Source organism: Paracoccus aerodenitrificans (assembly GCF_027913215.1).
Classification (GTDB): domain Bacteria; phylum Pseudomonadota; class Alphaproteobacteria; order Rhodobacterales; family Rhodobacteraceae; genus Paracoccus; species Paracoccus aerodenitrificans.
Genome location: NZ_CP115784.1, coordinates 2675404 through 2691472, shown reverse-complemented (window position 1 = coordinate 2691472; position 16069 = coordinate 2675404). Strand labels below are relative to the sequence as shown.

At 60.5% G+C, this 16069-nt stretch carries 13 protein-coding genes and 3 pseudogenes; 3 read left to right on the top strand and 13 right to left on the bottom strand.

What is annotated here, in order from left to right:
- Nucleotides 1-316: 316 nt before the first annotated feature.
- On the top strand, nt 317-1714 hold the full coding sequence (locus PAE61_RS14555; protein ID WP_271113092.1) for an FAD-binding oxidoreductase: 1398 nt from the start codon (nt 317-319) through the stop codon (nt 1712-1714).
- 154 nt (nt 1715-1868) lie between these two features.
- Here the strand turns inward: PAE61_RS14555 and PAE61_RS14550 are convergent.
- Together PAE61_RS14550 and PAE61_RS14545 are read right to left on the bottom strand one after the other, a co-directional pair.
- Nucleotides 1869-2962: pseudogene (locus tag PAE61_RS14550) on the bottom strand (IS3 family transposase).
- 69 nt (nt 2963-3031) lie between these two features.
- Nucleotides 3032-3307 carry a hypothetical protein gene (locus tag PAE61_RS14545; RefSeq protein ID WP_271113091.1) on the bottom strand — a complete coding sequence of 92 codons (276 nt, stop codon included), beginning with the start codon at nt 3305-3307 and terminating at the stop codon, nt 3032-3034.
- A gap of 396 nt (nt 3308-3703) precedes the next feature.
- On the opposite strand from PAE61_RS14545, the gene PAE61_RS14540 reads away from it, so the two are divergent.
- A protein-coding gene (locus tag PAE61_RS14540) for an IS5 family transposase (protein WP_271113090.1) occupies nt 3704-4461 on the top strand; the annotation gives its coding sequence in 2 pieces (ribosomal slippage) (nt 3704-4034 and nt 4034-4461; 759 coding nt in all).
- A 268-nt stretch (nt 4462-4729) separates the two neighbouring features.
- Here the strand turns inward: PAE61_RS14540 and PAE61_RS14535 are convergent.
- From PAE61_RS14535 to PAE61_RS14500, 8 genes and pseudogenes are all read right to left on the bottom strand, one after another.
- Nucleotides 4730-5302: pseudogene (locus PAE61_RS14535) on the bottom strand (IS6 family transposase).
- 174 nt (nt 5303-5476) lie between these two features.
- Nucleotides 5477-6487 carry an SMP-30/gluconolactonase/LRE family protein gene (locus tag PAE61_RS14530; protein ID WP_271113089.1) on the bottom strand — a complete coding sequence of 337 codons (1011 nt, stop codon included), beginning with the start codon at nt 6485-6487 and terminating at the stop codon, nt 5477-5479.
- 9 nt (nt 6488-6496) lie between these two features.
- Nucleotides 6497-7435, bottom strand: coding sequence for a 3,5-dioxohexanoate:acetyl-CoA acetone transferase (gene kce / locus PAE61_RS14525; protein ID WP_271113088.1), 939 nt, complete (start codon nt 7433-7435; stop codon nt 6497-6499).
- A gap of 3 nt (nt 7436-7438) precedes the next feature.
- On the bottom strand, nt 7439-8224 hold the full coding sequence (locus tag PAE61_RS14520; RefSeq protein WP_271113087.1) for a cyclase family protein: 786 nt from the start codon (nt 8222-8224) through the stop codon (nt 7439-7441).
- A gap of 23 nt (nt 8225-8247) precedes the next feature.
- Nucleotides 8248-9564 (bottom strand): TRAP transporter large permease, encoded by a 1317-nt coding sequence (locus tag PAE61_RS14515; protein WP_271113086.1) that lies wholly within the window; start codon nt 9562-9564, stop codon nt 8248-8250.
- Entirely contained in the window at nt 9561-10121 is a 561-nt protein-coding gene (locus tag PAE61_RS14510) for a TRAP transporter small permease subunit (protein ID WP_271113085.1), read from the bottom strand. Before PAE61_RS14510 ends, PAE61_RS14515 begins: the two co-directional genes overlap by 4 nt.
- Before the next feature lie 57 nt (nt 10122-10178).
- Nucleotides 10179-11237, bottom strand: a complete 1059-nt coding sequence (locus PAE61_RS14505) for a C4-dicarboxylate TRAP transporter substrate-binding protein (protein ID WP_271113084.1) — start codon at nt 11235-11237, stop codon at nt 10179-10181.
- Nucleotides 11238-11263: 26 nt separating this feature from the next.
- Nucleotides 11264-11941, bottom strand: a complete 678-nt coding sequence (locus tag PAE61_RS14500) for a TetR/AcrR family transcriptional regulator (RefSeq protein ID WP_271113083.1) — start codon at nt 11939-11941, stop codon at nt 11264-11266.
- Nucleotides 11942-12220: 279 nt separating this feature from the next.
- Between PAE61_RS14500 and PAE61_RS14495 the strand changes: the two are divergent.
- Nucleotides 12221-12880: pseudogene (locus tag PAE61_RS14495) on the top strand (IS6 family transposase).
- 84 nt (nt 12881-12964) lie between these two features.
- On the opposite strand, the gene PAE61_RS14490 reads toward PAE61_RS14495, so the two are convergent.
- The 3 genes from PAE61_RS14490 to PAE61_RS14480 are packed head-to-tail and all read right to left on the bottom strand — an operon-like array spanning nt 12965 to nt 16067.
- Entirely contained in the window at nt 12965-13930 is a 966-nt protein-coding gene (locus PAE61_RS14490) for a fumarylacetoacetate hydrolase family protein (RefSeq protein WP_271113082.1), read from the bottom strand.
- Nucleotides 13931-13953: 23 nt separating this feature from the next.
- Nucleotides 13954-15003, bottom strand: coding sequence for an ABC transporter ATP-binding protein (locus PAE61_RS14485; protein WP_271113081.1), 1050 nt, complete (start codon nt 15001-15003; stop codon nt 13954-13956).
- On the bottom strand, nt 15000-16067 hold the full coding sequence (locus PAE61_RS14480) for an ABC transporter ATP-binding protein (protein ID WP_271113080.1): 1068 nt from the start codon (nt 16065-16067) through the stop codon (nt 15000-15002). The genes PAE61_RS14485 and PAE61_RS14480 overlap by 4 nt, the downstream gene beginning before the upstream one ends.
- Nucleotides 16068-16069: the final 2 nt, after the last annotated feature.

Sequence of the window (16069 nt, the reverse complement as noted above, 5' to 3'; positions counted from 1 at the left end):
CGCGGTGATGTCGGTGACTACCCATTGGCTCAACTACTCCTGTAGCTTGCAGGTACGGCCAGATGCGTTTGAAATGGTCAGCTGGACTCTAGCGCTGACATCCAAGCCAATCCGGCGATCTGGTCGGTCGTGTCGATGCCGGTGTTGGTTCTATCGGGCTGATCCTCCTTTGCGTCCTCCTATGGATATAATAAACACGTTAATTATATTGCCGCCGAGGGTAAAATGCTAGAATGTATTTCCATGAAAGCTATCGCCGACTGGCGCTCGGCAATCTGCCCGCCCGAGCCGTGCAATTCGGAGGAGACCCGTCGATATGTCTGAAATCCTGCAGAGTTTCCGGTCGGAATTCCCGGAAGGCGTGATCCTGCCACCCGCCGAGGCCGGGTCCTACACCTCTGATATTTACGGCGAGGCCGAGGCACCCTGCCTTATGGTGGCACGCCCGACCTCGACCGATGAGGTCTCGCGCCTGCTGCGGATGTGCCACGACCGAGCGCTTCCCGTCGTGCCCCAGGGTGGCAACACCAATGTTTGCCGAATGGCGGTTCCGACCGGTACTCTGCCGGCCGTGGTGCTGTCGCTCGGGCGGATGACCCGGATCGAATCCCTCGATCCCCAGGCGGCGACAGTGACGGTGCAGGCCGGCTGCCTGATCCAGACGCTGCAGGAGGCCGCGCTTGATCGTGACCTCCTGTTCGCGCCGGACTGGGGCGCACGGGGCAGCGCGACCGTCGGCGGCGCGGTCGGCACAAACGGCGGTGGGTTGAACGTGCTGCGCTACGGCACCACGCGGGAACAGGTGCTTGGGCTTGAGGTCGTGCTGCCGGACGGTCGCGTATGGAACGGGTTGCGTGCGCTCACCAAGGACAATTCGGGCTATGACCTCAAGCAGTTATTTATCGGGTCGGAAGGGTCGCTCGGCATCGTGACGCGGATCGTCTTCCGCCTGCATCCCGCGCCGAGGGTCAACCGCTCGATGATGGTCGCCCTGTCCGACCTGAACCGGCTGCCTGACCTTATGATCCTAGCACGTCGCAAGGCCGGCCGCCTGCTAAGCGCAGTCGAGTTGCTGCCGGGGTTGGGCGTGTCGATGGCACTCGAGCGTTACCCTGACCTGCGTCGGCCGTTCGAAACGATTCCGCCATGGAGCGTCCTGATCCGGCTTTCCGATACGGCCGAGGTCGAGCCTATGCTGCTCGACCTATTCGAGGTTGGGCTTGAGGATGACATATTCTCAGACGGCGTGCTTGCCCAGTCGGTTGCCCAGGACCGCAACCTGTGGGAGATCCGCGAACAGATGATGCCGCACCAGTACTTCCCCGGCATGACGATGCTAAAATGGGATGTTTCGGTCCCGGTCGGCCGGATCGCCGAATTCATCGCCCGCGCCGATGCACTGGTCGCCGAGACCTGCCCCGGCGCCACGCCCTACGCGGTCAGCCACGTTGGGGACGGCAATGTGCACTACAGCGCCTTCGCCGACCCTGCCACGCCCGGGTTCGAGACGATGAAGCAAGAAACCCTGCGGACTATTGACGAGTTGATCTGGTCCTTCGGCGGCTCGGTCATAGCCGAACATGGCGTCGGATCGGTCTTTGTCGACCGGATGCGCGACCAGAAGTCGGATGTCGAATATGCCATCCAGCAGGGCATCAAGCGCCTGATCGACCCTGGGGGCCTGATGAACCCCGGCAAGCTGATATCGGATTGACCCCGCCCGGCGGACACGGCGGCGGTTCTGCAGCTAAAGCATCCCTCCCGAAGTTTGAATCATGAGGGTTTCCGGCTGTCTGGATTTGTGATTCATCCTTTTCGGGAGGATGGATCATGTCAGTACCCCTGCCAGATGCGCTGTGGGGGCGGTTTCAGAAACTGATTGAAGTGACCGTTATCATACCCATGTTGAGTCGTTCGTTGTTGTAGGTCCATAGCCATTCATGCCGGACCGTCCGGTTGTAGCGCTCGACGTAAGCGTTCTGCTGGGGCTTTCCGGGCTGGATGTATTTCAGAGCGATGCCCTGCTTCTCGGCCCAGATCGTCAGCTTTGAACTGACATATTCGGGGCCGTTGTCGATTCTGATCGCCAATGGCTTTCCGCACCATTCAATGTGGAGGAGGATCAGGAAACGGTCCGGGGGACCGTTTCCCCGACGACGGGTTCAGGGAGCGGACGACCCGTTCGGCGGGCAGCGAGAAATCGACCTCAATGCCCAGGCCCTCGCGGTTGAAGTCGTCCAGCACGTTCAGCAGCCGGAATTGCCGCCCGTCGGCTAGGCGATCGGCCATGAAGTCCATCGACCAGGCGAGGTTGGGGGGCTCCCGGCACGGCCAGTTCCTCCGGGTTATCGCGCTTCAGTCGCCGCCTCGCCTTGATCCGCAGGTTCAGCTCCAGTTCGCAATAGATCCGGTGGACCCGCTTGTGGTGCCAGCCATGCCCTTTCACGTTGCGCAGGTGCAGGAAGCACAGGCCGAAGCCCCAGGTCCTGTGGACTTTGGTCAGCCCGACCAGCAGGTCGGCAATCATATCGTTCTCGTCGTCGCGCTTCGGGCTGTAGCGGAAGCAGGTCTCGCTGACGCCAAACGCGCGACAGGCCAGCGCGATGCTGACCCCCTTTGTCGCCACCGCCTTCTCGGCCAGTTCGCGGCGCTGAGCTGACCGCGGCACTTTTTTCCCAGAGCTTCTCGCAGCAGATAGGCCTGCATGCTGAGATCGGCAAACATGCGCTTCAGCCGACGGTTCTCGTCCTCCAGCGCCGTTCACGGTTCTCTCGAACCGGTGGCGTTCACCGCTCACTCTGGCTCATCATGGACACATCCATGCCGCCATACTTCGCCCGCCATTTATAGAACGTCGCGCTGCTGATCCCATGCTCGCGGTGCAACTCGGGCACGGGCATCCCGCCCTCCGCTTGGCGCAGCAGGCCATGATCTGCGCTTCGGTGAAACGGCTTTTCTTCATCGGAATCTCCTCGTTCATTTTGCCGAGAAAATTCTACTTCCGCATCCCCTTAACCACGGAGAGGATTGCCTAGCTGCCGGTTATTCGTAATCCCCGACAGTGCGCGATATTTCCTCCGGCATAGACATTTCCGACATCACTGCCCGAGAACAGCGTGCCCGCGACGATCCCGAGGCTGTAAGCCCGCTCCCGCTGCTCCTGATCCGAAAGCGTCGTGCCAGCCAGCGTGCTGCTGTAGTATTCCTGCGCTGCAGACGATGTCGACGGCGACGGTGCCAGCGTAACAATCGCCGCCATGAACAGCGCCGGAAAGCCTGTCAGGAAGATACGAAGCCGCAGCGTCATATATCAGTCATAGAACGGCAAGCGTCCAAGGCGCAATCAGGCTCATCCAAAACGGCGATGACGCATATTGGTGCATAAAAGCAACTGGACGGGTCGTTAGTGCTTCCGATGGATCAGCGCATGCGAGATCGACCTGCCAAAACATCAATCCCCGAAGCCCCGGAATAATCTGCCTTCTCTAAATCTTTCCCCTATAAAATTCTTCATCAAAAATCTCTTCACGTAACCACAATGGCGGATCAGAATCGTCAAAGGCTGACGCCGGTAACTGCTGGAAGAAGCTAGATTGAATAAGTGGTTCAATCGGTCCAAGCCGAACTGAACCCGTTTCTAGGCTCCAGACCCATTGATTTCGGGCTGTTTGCGTGATTCAGGCTCTGCAAGGAGACCTGATTTATGAGCAACCTTTTCTGGCTGACTGACGCGCAGATGGAGCGTCTGAAACCCTATTTCCCGAAATCCCACGGCAAGCCACGCGTTGACGACCGGCGTGTGCTGAGCGGCATAATATTCATCAATCGTAATGGCTTGCGATGGTGCGACGCGCCGACGGACTACGGCCCCGCCAAGACGCTCGACAACCGCTGGAAGCGCTGGAGCGAGAACGGGACCTTCGCCCGGATCATGGTGGGCCTCGCCGCCGAGAGCGCCGAACACAATACGATCATGATCGACGCGACCTATCTGAAAGCGCACCGCACGGCCTCGAGCCTGCGGATCAAAAAAAGGGGCGCGGGCGCCAGATCGGGCGAACGAAAGGCGGCATGAACACGAAACTGCACGCCGTCACCGACGCGAAGGGCCGCCCGATAGGGTTCTTCATGTCCGCCGGACAAGTCAGTGATTACACCGGGGCAGCGGCACTTCTGAACAGCCTGCCGGAGGCGGATTGGCTGCTGGCCGATCGGGGCTATGATGCCGACTGGTTCAGAGATGCCTTGAAAAACAAGGGGATAAAGGTTTGCATCCCGGGTCGGAAGTCGCGCAAGAAACCCGTCAAATACGACAAGCGGCGCTACAAACGCCGCAACCGCATCGAAATCATGTTCGGCCGACTCAAGGATTGGAGGCGCGTCGCCACCCGATACGACCGTTGCCCCGAGACCTTCTTCTCTGCAGTCCTGCTCGCCGCGACCGTCATCTTCTGGTTATGATCAAGAACGAGTCCTGAGCCTACGCAAATCTTGCGCATCAGTCTGAATCTGCGTTGGATTGTTTCTGCCACCGTAGGTTCTTGAAAACGCTTGGTGGTCAAAGGTTCGCACAACCACGCAGCTCGTGTTGTTTCGTAGCGCACGCAACTGGGAATCAGACAAATCAAGCCCTGCATCCTCAACCGCTTTGCGTGTAGCAGCATAAGAAGGAACAGGTTTTGTCGCAAACTTTTCTGTTCGTCAGGCTCGACCCGTCACAGCCGATGCTTCACGCTGGCAGTGCCGCGAATTGGGCAAACGGGCAGGATCCGCGCCGGAGCTGTCCCGTGCGGATCATATTTGCCACTTCGATCCCGTCGAGTGTGGCTGACGCCGAAGCAAATGATTTGAAGCCGAGCATGAGGTTGATCTCGGTGATGCCCGCCGTGTTTGCGCCACTCTTGTCGATGACGATCTTGCGAGGCAGGCCGTTGACTTCAAGAGCACGAGCGAAAAACCGGGTGGCCGCCTTCTTGTTGCGCCGTTGTGACAACATGAAATCAAGGGTTATGCCGAATTTGTCGACCGCACGGTAAAAATAGACCCATTCGCCCTTTATCCGCACATAGGTTTCGTCCATGCGCCAGGACCGGTTCGTTGGGAACTTGCGGCGGTGCGCTTCCTCGGCCAGCAGACCGGCGTATTTCGTGATCCAGCGGTTCAAGGTTGCGTGGTCCAACTACACACCTCGCTCGGCCATGATTTTTTCCAGATCCCGGTACGACACTATGTAGCGAGTGTAAAAGAAGACCGCGAACAGGATGACATCTTTCGGAAACCGGGAACCCTTGAAGCCGATCATCTTGCATCTGCCCATGCTGATACATACCCCGCAAATTAGCTCAAACCACAGCAGCGTGGAAGCTTGCGACAGAACCTCATTGCCATCGTCCTCAGCCTGTCGGCACCTGCGATCAGCATGTGGCAGCGCGGCGGGCGAAGGCCTGATGGCCGCCGCATGGAAGGTTCCCGCCGCCTATCGCCAATGCGTCATGGGCAGCCCGGCGACGGGTGAGCGGAAGATCGGGATGCAGGTGCCGCGCAATGATCCGATGGCCACATCGCGCAGATCCGGCCCGCAAAAGGTCAGCGAGGCGAACCAGGGCGCGATGGTCCCGCCACAGGCCAGCATGTGATCGGGGGTAAGCCGGTCCTCGGCGAAAGCCTCATACATCTGCCGGGCCGGTTCGGGGTCGAAATCTTCCAGCAGCACGCGGAAATCCCCGTCCGGCGTGATCGCGAAGATGCGGTCGGACATGACATGCGTACCCCAGAGATTGCCATGCGTGTCGAAGGTGATGCCGTCGATGAAGCCTCCGGTATCGGAAGGGCCGAAGGTCTCGCCTCGGGTGGCCTGTCCGTGATCGTCGATGCGCAGTCGGGTGATACAGCGGCCCGTGGTCTCGACGACGTAAAGCCATTCCTTGGCGGCATCGAAGCGGATTTCATTCGTGAAGCGGAACCCGTCTGCGACAATGCGTGCCCCGCTTTCATCCAGCATGGCGACATAGCCATCGGCGATATTGGGGCTGATCGCCTGCATCCAGTTGCGGATCATCGTTGAGACGGTCAGCCAGATCCGTCCCCGGCTGTCGGTCAGCACGAAATTGACCTTGCCGATGGGCTGTCCGTCAATTTGGTCGATCACAACGGTTGAGCGTCCGTCGCGCTGCATCCGCTCCAGACGGTCGGTGCCGAAATTGGAAATCAGGATCGCGCCGTCCCCGTCGAAGGCCAGCCCGTTGGGCAGGGTGCCTTCGGTGAAACGCCGCGCCTCGTCGATATCGCCGCTGAAACTGTCGCTTTGATTCTGCACGACCAACTGCTGGCTGCCATCCGGGCGGATATGAACGACGCCGCCGCGTGCATCCGCAGCCCAGAGACTGCCATCGGGTTCGGCGAGGATGCATTCGGGGCGCTGCAACCCCTCACCCACAAAGCGCAGGCTGTCGGGATTGATCTGAAAGCCGTCAATCGGGTTTGCCATGACCGAACCTTAGAAATTTACCCGATCGCCGCCCTTGAGCGCCAGCATCTCACGCGCTTCGGTGGGGGTGGCGATATCCAGCCCCATCTCTTCGACGATGCGGCGGATCTTGGCGACCTGTTCGGCGTTATTCGCCGCCAGCTTGCCACGCCCGATGTAAAGGCTATCTTCAAGACCCACGCGGACATTGCCGCCCATCATCGCCGCCTGCGTGGCCAGCGGCATCTGCCATTTTCCCGCCGCCAGAACCGACCAGCGATACTGATCGCCGAACAGCTTGTCGGCGGTTTCCTTCATGAAGATCAGGTTTTCGACCGAAGGCCCGATGCCGCCCAGAATGCCGAAGATCATCTGCACGAAGAACGGTCCCTTCACCAAACCGCGATCTACGAAATGGGCGAGATTATACAGATGCCCGACATCGTAGCATTCATGTTCGAACCGGGTGCCGTGATCTTCTCCCAGCATTTTCAGGATGCGTTCGATGTCGCGGAAGGTGTTGCGGAAGATGAAATCGTCGGTGCCTTGAAGATAGGGCTTTTCCCAGTCGAACCGCCACTCGCGTTCCTTCGCTGCCATCGGGAAAATCGCGAAATTCATCGAGCCCATATTCAACGAGCACATTTCCGGTGCGGTTTTCAGCGGTGCGGCCAGCCGTTCCTCGACCGTCATGGTCAGCCCGCCTCCGGTGGTGATGTTGATCACCGCATCGGTCGATTGCTTGATGCGGGGCAGGAACTGCATGAACACATCGGGATCAGGCGTCGGGCGTCCGTCATCGGGGTCGCGGGCGTGAAGGTGCAGGATCGCGGCCCCGGCCTCTGCCGCCCCGATCGCCTGTGCGGCGATGTCGTCGGGCTTATAGGGCAGGTTCGGCGACATGGAGGGCGTATGAATGCCGCCGGTGATCGCGCAGGTGATGATGACCTTGCCTTGATGTGCACTCATGTCTCAGATCCTTTCGTCGGTGAGGATGGCGACCGCGCGGACAAAGCCCGCAGAGGCGCCCTTAATGTTAAAGGGGAAGCAGGAAATTTCGAAGCCATGATCGGGAAGCCGATCCAGATTGGCCAGTTTTTCGATATGGCAATAGCCGCGATCCATCGAGGCGCGGTGCCCTTCCCAGATCAGCGCCGGGTTGCGGGTCTCTGCCCATGCCTTCGCGGTGTGAGAGAAGGGGGCGTCCCAGCTCCACCCATCCGTGCCTGTGATGCGGACGCCGCGTTCTGTCAGCCAGTTCGTCGCATCGCGGCCCATGCCGCAGCCCCGGTCGATATAGTCGTCTTCGCCATAGCGCCCGCCTGCCGCCGTGTTGACGACGACGATCTCTAGCGGGCGCAGATCGTGGCCGATGCGTTTCAGTTCGGCCTCGACATCGCCGGGCGTGGCAACATAGCCATCGGGCAGGTGGCGGAAATCCAGCTTCACGGCGGGCTGGAAACACCAGTCCAGCGGCACTTCGTCAATGGTGATCGCGCGTTTGCCGCCATCCATGGTCGAGTGGTGATGATAGGGCGCGTCCAGATGCGTGCCGACATGGGTGGACATTTCCAGCATCTCGATCGCCCAGCCCTCGCCGCCCGGAAACTGATCCGGTCGCATCCCGTCAAAGAACGAGGCCATGCCGACGGCCGTGGTCTTGTGGTCCAGATAGGTAATCTTCGGCTCATATCCTTTCGGATCGGATGCGATGCCCGACATCAGCGGAACTGAGATATCAATGATCTTCCGGACCATGGCGGCCTCCTTGATAGGAACGTTCAGACCAGCCCGGTCACGATGACCGGGAAGGCAATGCACAGGATCAGCACCGCCAGCATGATCAGCGCGAAGGGCGCGGTGCCGGCAAAGATGTCGCCAATCGGGATGCGTTCGTCATCGAGGCTGGATTTGATGACGAAGACCGACAGGCCCATGGGTGGGGTCAGCAGCCCGATCTCGACCGCGATGACGGTGATCAGGCCGAACCAGATCAGGTCGATTCCCAGCGACGTGGCGATGGGCAGGGCCAGCGGGATGGTGACCAGCAGGATGGAACTGCTGTCAAGGATCGTGCCAAGCAGGATGAGAAGCAGCACAAAACAGGCCAAAAAGCCGTAAATGCCAAGGTTCTGCGCAATGACCCATTCGGTCAGGAAGGCGGGCAGGCCCGACAGTGCCAGCATCCGGCTATACATTGTTGCCGCAATGATCAGGAAGCAGATTGCGGCGGTGACATGACCGGTTTCTAGTGTCACCTCCCACAGGGTGCGGGCGTTCAGGCGGCGTTTTGCGGCGGCGATCAGCACGGCCCCGAAGGCGCCGACCGCACCGGCCTCTGTCGGGGGGAAAAAGCCGCCATAGATCCCGCCAAGGACCAGCACGATCAGCAAAAGGATCGGCAACAGCTTGTTGAGTGTATCGAAGCGGCCATGCGCGGGCGCCGCTGTGACCTCGCTCGCCTCATGCGGATTGCCGGTATAGCTGTGCCAGAAGTGCACCAGCAGCCAGATCGCAAGACAGTAAACCAAAGACAGCAGCACGCCCGGCCCGATCCCGGCGATGAAGAGCGCACCGACCGATTGTTCGGCGAGAATCCCGTAAAGGATCAGCAGCAGGCTGGGCGGCAGCAACATCCCAAGGACCGAACTGCCCGCCACGATCCCGGTCGCAAAGCGCGGGGCATAACCCATGCGGATCATTTCTGGCACGGCGACCTTGGTGAACACAGCAGCCGAGGCGATGGAGATGCCGGTGATCGCCGCGAAGATCGCATTCGCCGCGACGGTGGCGATGCCAAGCCCGCCGGTCACGCGGCGCAGCGCCCGGCCCGCGACCTCGAACGTGTCTCGGCCAAGGCCGGCGCGGGCCACAACCAGCCCCATCAGTACGAAAAGCGGCACGACTCCGAACAGATAGGATGAGATGCTTTCCCGCGTCGCCAGCGACATGACCCGCGCCGCCTGTGTCGCATCGCCGCGCAGGACCCAGATTCCGATAAAGCTGACAAAGGCCAGCGTGATCGCGACATGCAGGCCCGAATAAATCAGCAGCAGGATGCCGCCCAGCGAGATCAGGCCGATTTCAACGCCGCTCATGCCGGGTCCCCTTTCGCGGCAAGAACCCAAAGGCAGACGGCCCGCTGAACGAAGACCGCGCACATCAACACGGCACCGATCAGCACCACCAGATAGCTGGGCCAGACGGGGGCGAGGAACTGGCCATAGGTGCCGACCATCTCCTGTCGTTCATAGGCACGGATGAACAGCGGGTAGAAGGCCGAGACCAGCACCGCCATCACGGTCGCGCCGATCATGTGCAACGCCCCGTCAAGGATCAGCCGAATGCGGGGCCGTGTCACGTCCAGCCGGTCGAGCAGCAGAGCCGCCCGCGTGATCTTGCCATGGGCAAGCGCATTCGGCAGTTGCAGGAAGACGATCGACAGGATCAGCATCGACACGATTTCCGGCACGCCCATGATTGGCGCGGAAAAGAACAGCCGCATGACGATATCGGCGACGATCAACACCATGATCGCAAGGATTCCCAGCGTTCCGAAGACGCTCAGCAGGCCGGTCATGCGGTCCAGAAGACGCGCGGCGGCGTCCAGCCAGCCGATGCCGGTCCGCATCTCGGTTGTGGTTGCATAGCTCATCTGATGATCCGTTGGTCTGTCAGGCGCGGGCAGGAAATCCCGCCCGCGCAGGCAGTGTCACTGAATGCGCCAATCGCGCAGCAGGGGTGCGCCGCCCGCTTGAAGCGCACCTATATAGGCATCCAGAACCGCGCCCGTGTCTGCCCCGTCGCCTGCTGCGGACTCTTGCCAGGTCGAAGCGATCTGCGGCAGGGCATCTGCCCAACGCTTCTTTTCCTCATCTGACATTTCGCTGACGCCACCGGCATCGGTATCCAGCGTTTCCATCGCGGCGGCGACAAGCTGTTCCTGCTCATCCAGATAGGCCTGTGTATAAGCGATGGCCCCTTCGCGCAGCGCGTTCTGCACCTCTTCCGGCTGGTCGGCATACCAATCGGCATTCGCGACGAGGGCACCCGCATATTGCGCCCCGAAATTCGTGACCGTGGTATAGGGCGCGACCTCTTGCAGATTGGCCGCCGCTGCAGCGGTCGGGAAGGTGATGACCCCTTCGAAAACGCCGGTCTGGATGTCGCTGTAATAGGTGGTCAGATTGCCCGAAACGCCGACCGCCCCGGTGCCTTCCAGCCAGTTGACCGCCGGTCCGGGGGCCGCGATGCGTTTGCCTTCCAGATCGTCGATGGAATCGACCGGGAACGAGGTCATCAGCACGTAATTGTCCAGCGTGAAGCCGCCGCCCAGATGTTCGATCCCGTACCGCGCCCATTCCTCGCGCATCGCATCCTGATCGGCATAAAGCTGTTCCATGGCCTGCATGACCAGCTTCGGATCTCCGGCGGAGAAGGGTGTGAAATAGCTGATATTCTGCAGGGGCAGGGCGGTCGGCTCGAAAACCGTCGGCACGATGCCCACCTCGGCGAGGCCGTCTTCCAAAGCCTCCAGCTCGCCGCCGACGGCGGCCAGTGTGCCGCCATAATTCTCGGTCCAGTTGATCTTATAATCGGTGCCTTCAAGTGCCGCATCCACCGTAGGGATGAACGTCTCTGTCAGATGTTTGACCCACAGGAAAACCGGCGGATGACCATTGACGACCGACACGCTGATTTCCTCCTGCGCCATTGCGCTGCCCGCTTGCGCAAGCAAGGCAAGGCTCGTCCCCAGTAGTAGTCTTCTCATTCTATCCTCCCTGGAATGTTTCGGTGTCAGTGCCGGGCGGTCGCCTCCCTTCGCCCGAGAATACGTTCAGCGCCCGCCGTGACAAAGCTGATCGCATCTTGGATCACGCTTTCCGGATCTCCGTCATTGTCCTGCCCGGCAAGCGCGGCCTCTCGCCCGGTATTCACCATGAGCGAGATCGATACGCTGATCGCAAACATATAGGCGCGGACGGCCATGGCATGTGCCGCATCTGGATAAATCTTCAGGATCTGCGCGACGAATTCCCGCGCTATGGGATCGAAGGCCGCGGATGTCAGCGAACGCGAGCGTTCATCCGCCGCCGAGGCGACATCGGCAACCAGTCGCGCGAAATACTGACCGTCCGGGCGCAGTCGGATTTCGACCGCCGGGCGCAGCAGCGCTTCAAAGACCTGTTTCAGCGTGGGCTCGAAGGGAAGCCGGGCCAAAAGCTCGCGTCGCTGTTCGTTCAAGTCATCCGCCTGCTTGATGACGGTGGCTTCGAACAGGGCGCGTTTGTTGCCGAAATAGTAGTGGATCAGCCCGAGATTCACGCCCGCCGCCTCGGCAATGCCACGCGTGGTCGCACCATCGAATCCAACGCTGCCAAAAACCCGTCCCGCCGCATCCATTATCAGATCGCGCGGATTAGCGGGAGCATCTTCACTGGCTGTCGCCGGATCTATGAGAACTGGTTTAGTCATTTGACTTAATCAAACGACTAAACCATCGATTCGGTCAAGGATAATCTTCAGCTGCCAGGCATCCGGTCCTGCGCGAGCGGAATCGGGCAAGTTTCGCTATTTTCAGCCCTGCTGATCCTTGCCGCGCGGGCTGCTGCGACGTGATGCAAGCCCTATCGCAGGCTGACGAAATGAGCTGAAAGGTATTCAATGAGACTCTCGAAAACGGGATTGGCTCTCTTGGGCCTGATCGCCACTTCACCCATCGCCTATGCGCAGGACGAATATGGAACGATCTCGATGGCAGAGATGAACTGGGCCTCTGCGGGGCTCGCGGTCTTCTTTTACGTTCGCTACACGGTTTCGTACAGGGACCTGGAAGAAATCATGGCCGAACAAGGCGTGAAGGTAGACCACGCGACCTTGAACCGCTGGATCATAAAATATACCCGTCAGATTGCAGAGGAAGCGCACCGCTGCAAGCTCCAAACGGACCGATCCTGGCGCATGGACGAAACTTATATGCGCGTAAAAGGCGAATGGATCTATCTCTATCGCGCCGTCGACAAATTCGGCATGACCTTTGATTTCATTCTGTCACAACGACGCAACAAAAAGGCGGCCACCCGCTTCATCGCTCGTGCTTTCGAGGTGAACGGCCTGCCGCAGAGGATCGTCACTGATAAGAGCGGGTCGAATACTGCCGGCATCACCTAGATCAATCGCATGCTGAAACGGTTCGATTCCCCGATCCCGATCAAGATGGTGCGGATCAAACATCTCACGGATAATAATATGATCGAGCAGGACCACCGCACCATCAAGAAGCGGATCCGTCCCATGCTTGGCTTCAAATCATTCGCTTCGGCGTCAGCCACACTCGACGGGATCGAAGTGAGCAAGGGCCAGCTAACGCCCGGACTCTGCCCGTTTACCCAATTCGCGGCGCTGGCAACATGAGGGGGCGGTAACCACGGGGGCATCCTGACCGCAAGAAAAGTTTGCGACAGATCCAATTGGGAATCCCCGAAATGCAGACGCCGGCTAGAGCCCAACGACCCTCTGGTCGATGGCCCCAAACAGCGGTGAGCCATCAGCGGTACGGCATTCCATGCGGACCGTATCACCGAAGCACATGAAGCCAGTACGCGCCTCGCCCTCGTCCAACATCTCGATCCCGCGCTTTTCCGCGATGCAGGACGAACCGACTTCGCGGTAATTCTCGTTTGACACGGTGCCTGAACCGATCACAGTCCCCGCTACCAAGTTTCGAGTCCGCGCGGCATGTGCGATAAGCTGATCGAAGCCAAAGCCCATTGCATAGCCTCCCGCCGCGCCGAATCGCTCGCCGTTCCAGTCGACTATCAGCGGTAGGTCGACGCGTGCGTCGCGCCAAGCGTCGCCCAGTTCATCCGGCGTCACTGCGACCGGGGCCATGGAACAAGCGGGTTTTGCCTGAATCCAGCCGAAGCCCGTGCGCATCTCAATCGGCGCGACGGCGCGCAGCGACCAGTCGTTGATCTGCACCAACAGCCGGATATGACCGCGCGCCGTAGCGGTGTCGGTGCCCATCGGAACCGCATCGCAGATAACGCCGAACTCACCCTCGAAGTCGATGCCGTCGCCCTCAGTCGGCAGCGGCACATCGGCGGTAGGTGCTAGGAAGCGGTCCGACAGTCCTTGGTACATAAGTGGACGCGTCTTGTCTGCATGGTTGTCGATGCCGAGTACCTTGGCCATCAGCATACCGTGGCTTTCATAGGCCGAGCCGTCCAGCCATTGCCATGCGCGCGGCATGGGCGCGAGTGCCGTAGCCGGGTCGAAGGCCTCGCCGTCCCCTTCCGTTAGTGTGCGGTATTGCGCTTCCAATGCGGGGGCATGGGTGTCCCAATCTTCGAGCAGTGCCTGCATCGTGGTCACGACCTCAGCCGGAATGCTGCGCGCGTTGTCGCGACTGACAACGTGGAGACGCCCGTCATGGCTGCCATTCGGCAATGTTGCAAGTCTCATGTCGTTCTCCAAAGTTTATTGGTTCAGTCAAGTTTGCTCGCGCGCTTCGGCGCATCCTCGGGCGAGTCGACGTCTGGCAGATAGAGGTGACAGCGCACTCGGCGGCCATGGCCTCGGTTTGCTAGCCCGGGCTCCTGCCGCCGACACAAGCCTGCCACCTGCGGGCAGCGGTCGGCAAAGCGGCAGCCCTGCGGAATGTCGGTGGGCGAAGGTACTTCCCCGCCCAAGCTGACTCGTGGGCGCCGCACGGAGGGGTCTATATTAGGAATTGCAGCCATCAGGTGCTGCGTATAGGGGTGCAGCGGGCGTAGCAGCACGTCGTCGGTGGTACCTTCCTCTACCACCTGACCTAGGTACATAACCGCAACGTCGTCGCAGATGTAGCCAACCGTGGCAATGTCGTGCGATATGTAAAGCACGGCGAGGTTTAGCTCGATTGAGAGCTTTTGCAGCAGTTCCAGAACACCGGCCTGGATCGATACGTCGAGCATCGAGACCGGCTCGTCGGCGACAATGAACTCGGGCTCCATCGCCAGTGCGCGGGCGATAGCGACGCGCTGGCGTTGCCCTCCCGAGAGGTCCGAGGGGAAGCGGTGCAAGTATTCTTCGGCTGGCAGTCGAACATGGCTAAGTGCCCAGGCGATTTTTGCTGCGCGCTCTTCGGTGTTGCCTAGGCGGTGAATTTTCAGCGGCTCTTCTATGATCTGCCCGATGGTCAGCCGGGGATTGAGCGAGGAATAGGGGTCTTGGAAGATTATCTGCGCGCTGCGACGAAATGCCTTAAGCGCACTGCCGTGGGTATGCGTCACCTCGCCGCCGCGGAACAAGATGCTGCCTGCGGTAGGTTCGTGCATGCGGACCATCGTCATGCCGAGGGTCGACTTACCACAGCCGCTTTCGCCCACCACTCCTTTCACGTGGCCTGTAGTGATGGCGAGGTCGACTCCGTCAAGTGCCCGTACGGGCGGACGGGGGTGGCCAAAGATCGAGGACAGGAGCCCGCTGGACGCACGGAAATAGGTCTTGAGGTCGCGGGCTTCAATGATCGGGATACTTGGGGGTTTGCTGGTCATGCTTCGATGCTCTTCCAGGTCTCGGCCTGCATGGCCGCGGTGCGGAACTCGGGCGCACGGGCGGCGTGGTGGCACGCAGCGTATTGGCCGTAACCGATATCGGTGAAGTCCGGGTCTTCGAAGTAGCAGATGTCGGTGGCGAAGGGGCATCTGGGCGCGAAGCGGCAGCCCTTCGGCTTTTCCAGCAGATTGGGCAGCCCGCCAGAGATCGAGATCAGCGGCGGCTTTTCGGCACCAGGTTTGGGTAGCTTGGGGAACGCGTTTCTGAGGCCCATCGTGTAGGGATGGGCGGGGTCGTGCAGGACGCGCTCCGTCGGGCCGGTCTCGACGATACGGCCGGCGTACATAACCGCGACGCTTTCGCAGGTCTCTGCCACCACTGCGATATCGTGGGTGACCAGGATCATCGATCGGTGCAGCGCTGTCTGGGCGGTGCGCAGACGGGCCATCACCTGATCCTGCATGATCGGGTCGAGCGCGGTAGTTGGCTCGTCGGCCAGAAGTAGCCCGGCGTTGAGGCTGAGTGCCATGGCGATCACCGCGCGCTGGCGCATACCACCCGAAAACTGATGAGGGTATTCCGACAACCGGCGGGCTGGGAGGCCCACGAGAGCGAACATTTCCTCGGCCCTGGACCAGGCGGTCGCGTGGCTGACATCATAGTGGGCGCGGATCGATTCGACGATTTGATCGCCCACCCGGTAGACCGGATCGAGCGAGTTCATCGCGCTTTGCGTGACAAGTGCGATCTGCATCCAACGCACCTGCTGCAGCTGTCGGGCGTTGAGCGCAATCACATCGGTGCCGTTCAGCAGCACTTGGCCGTCTAGCCGTGCGTCGGATGGCGTGAGCCGCATCAGCGCTTTAATCACGGTGCTCTTGCCGCAGCCGCTTTCGCCAACGAGGCCGAGGTTCGAGCCCGGCGCCATCTCGAAGCTAACGCTGTCCACGGCGTAGAACGGCCCGCGATCAGTGGCATAGGTGACAGAAAGATCCTTCACGCTGAGATGCACGGGAGGGTTGGCGGCGAGGCGCTCGTTGAGCGCGGTCAGGTCGCGTGGCATCG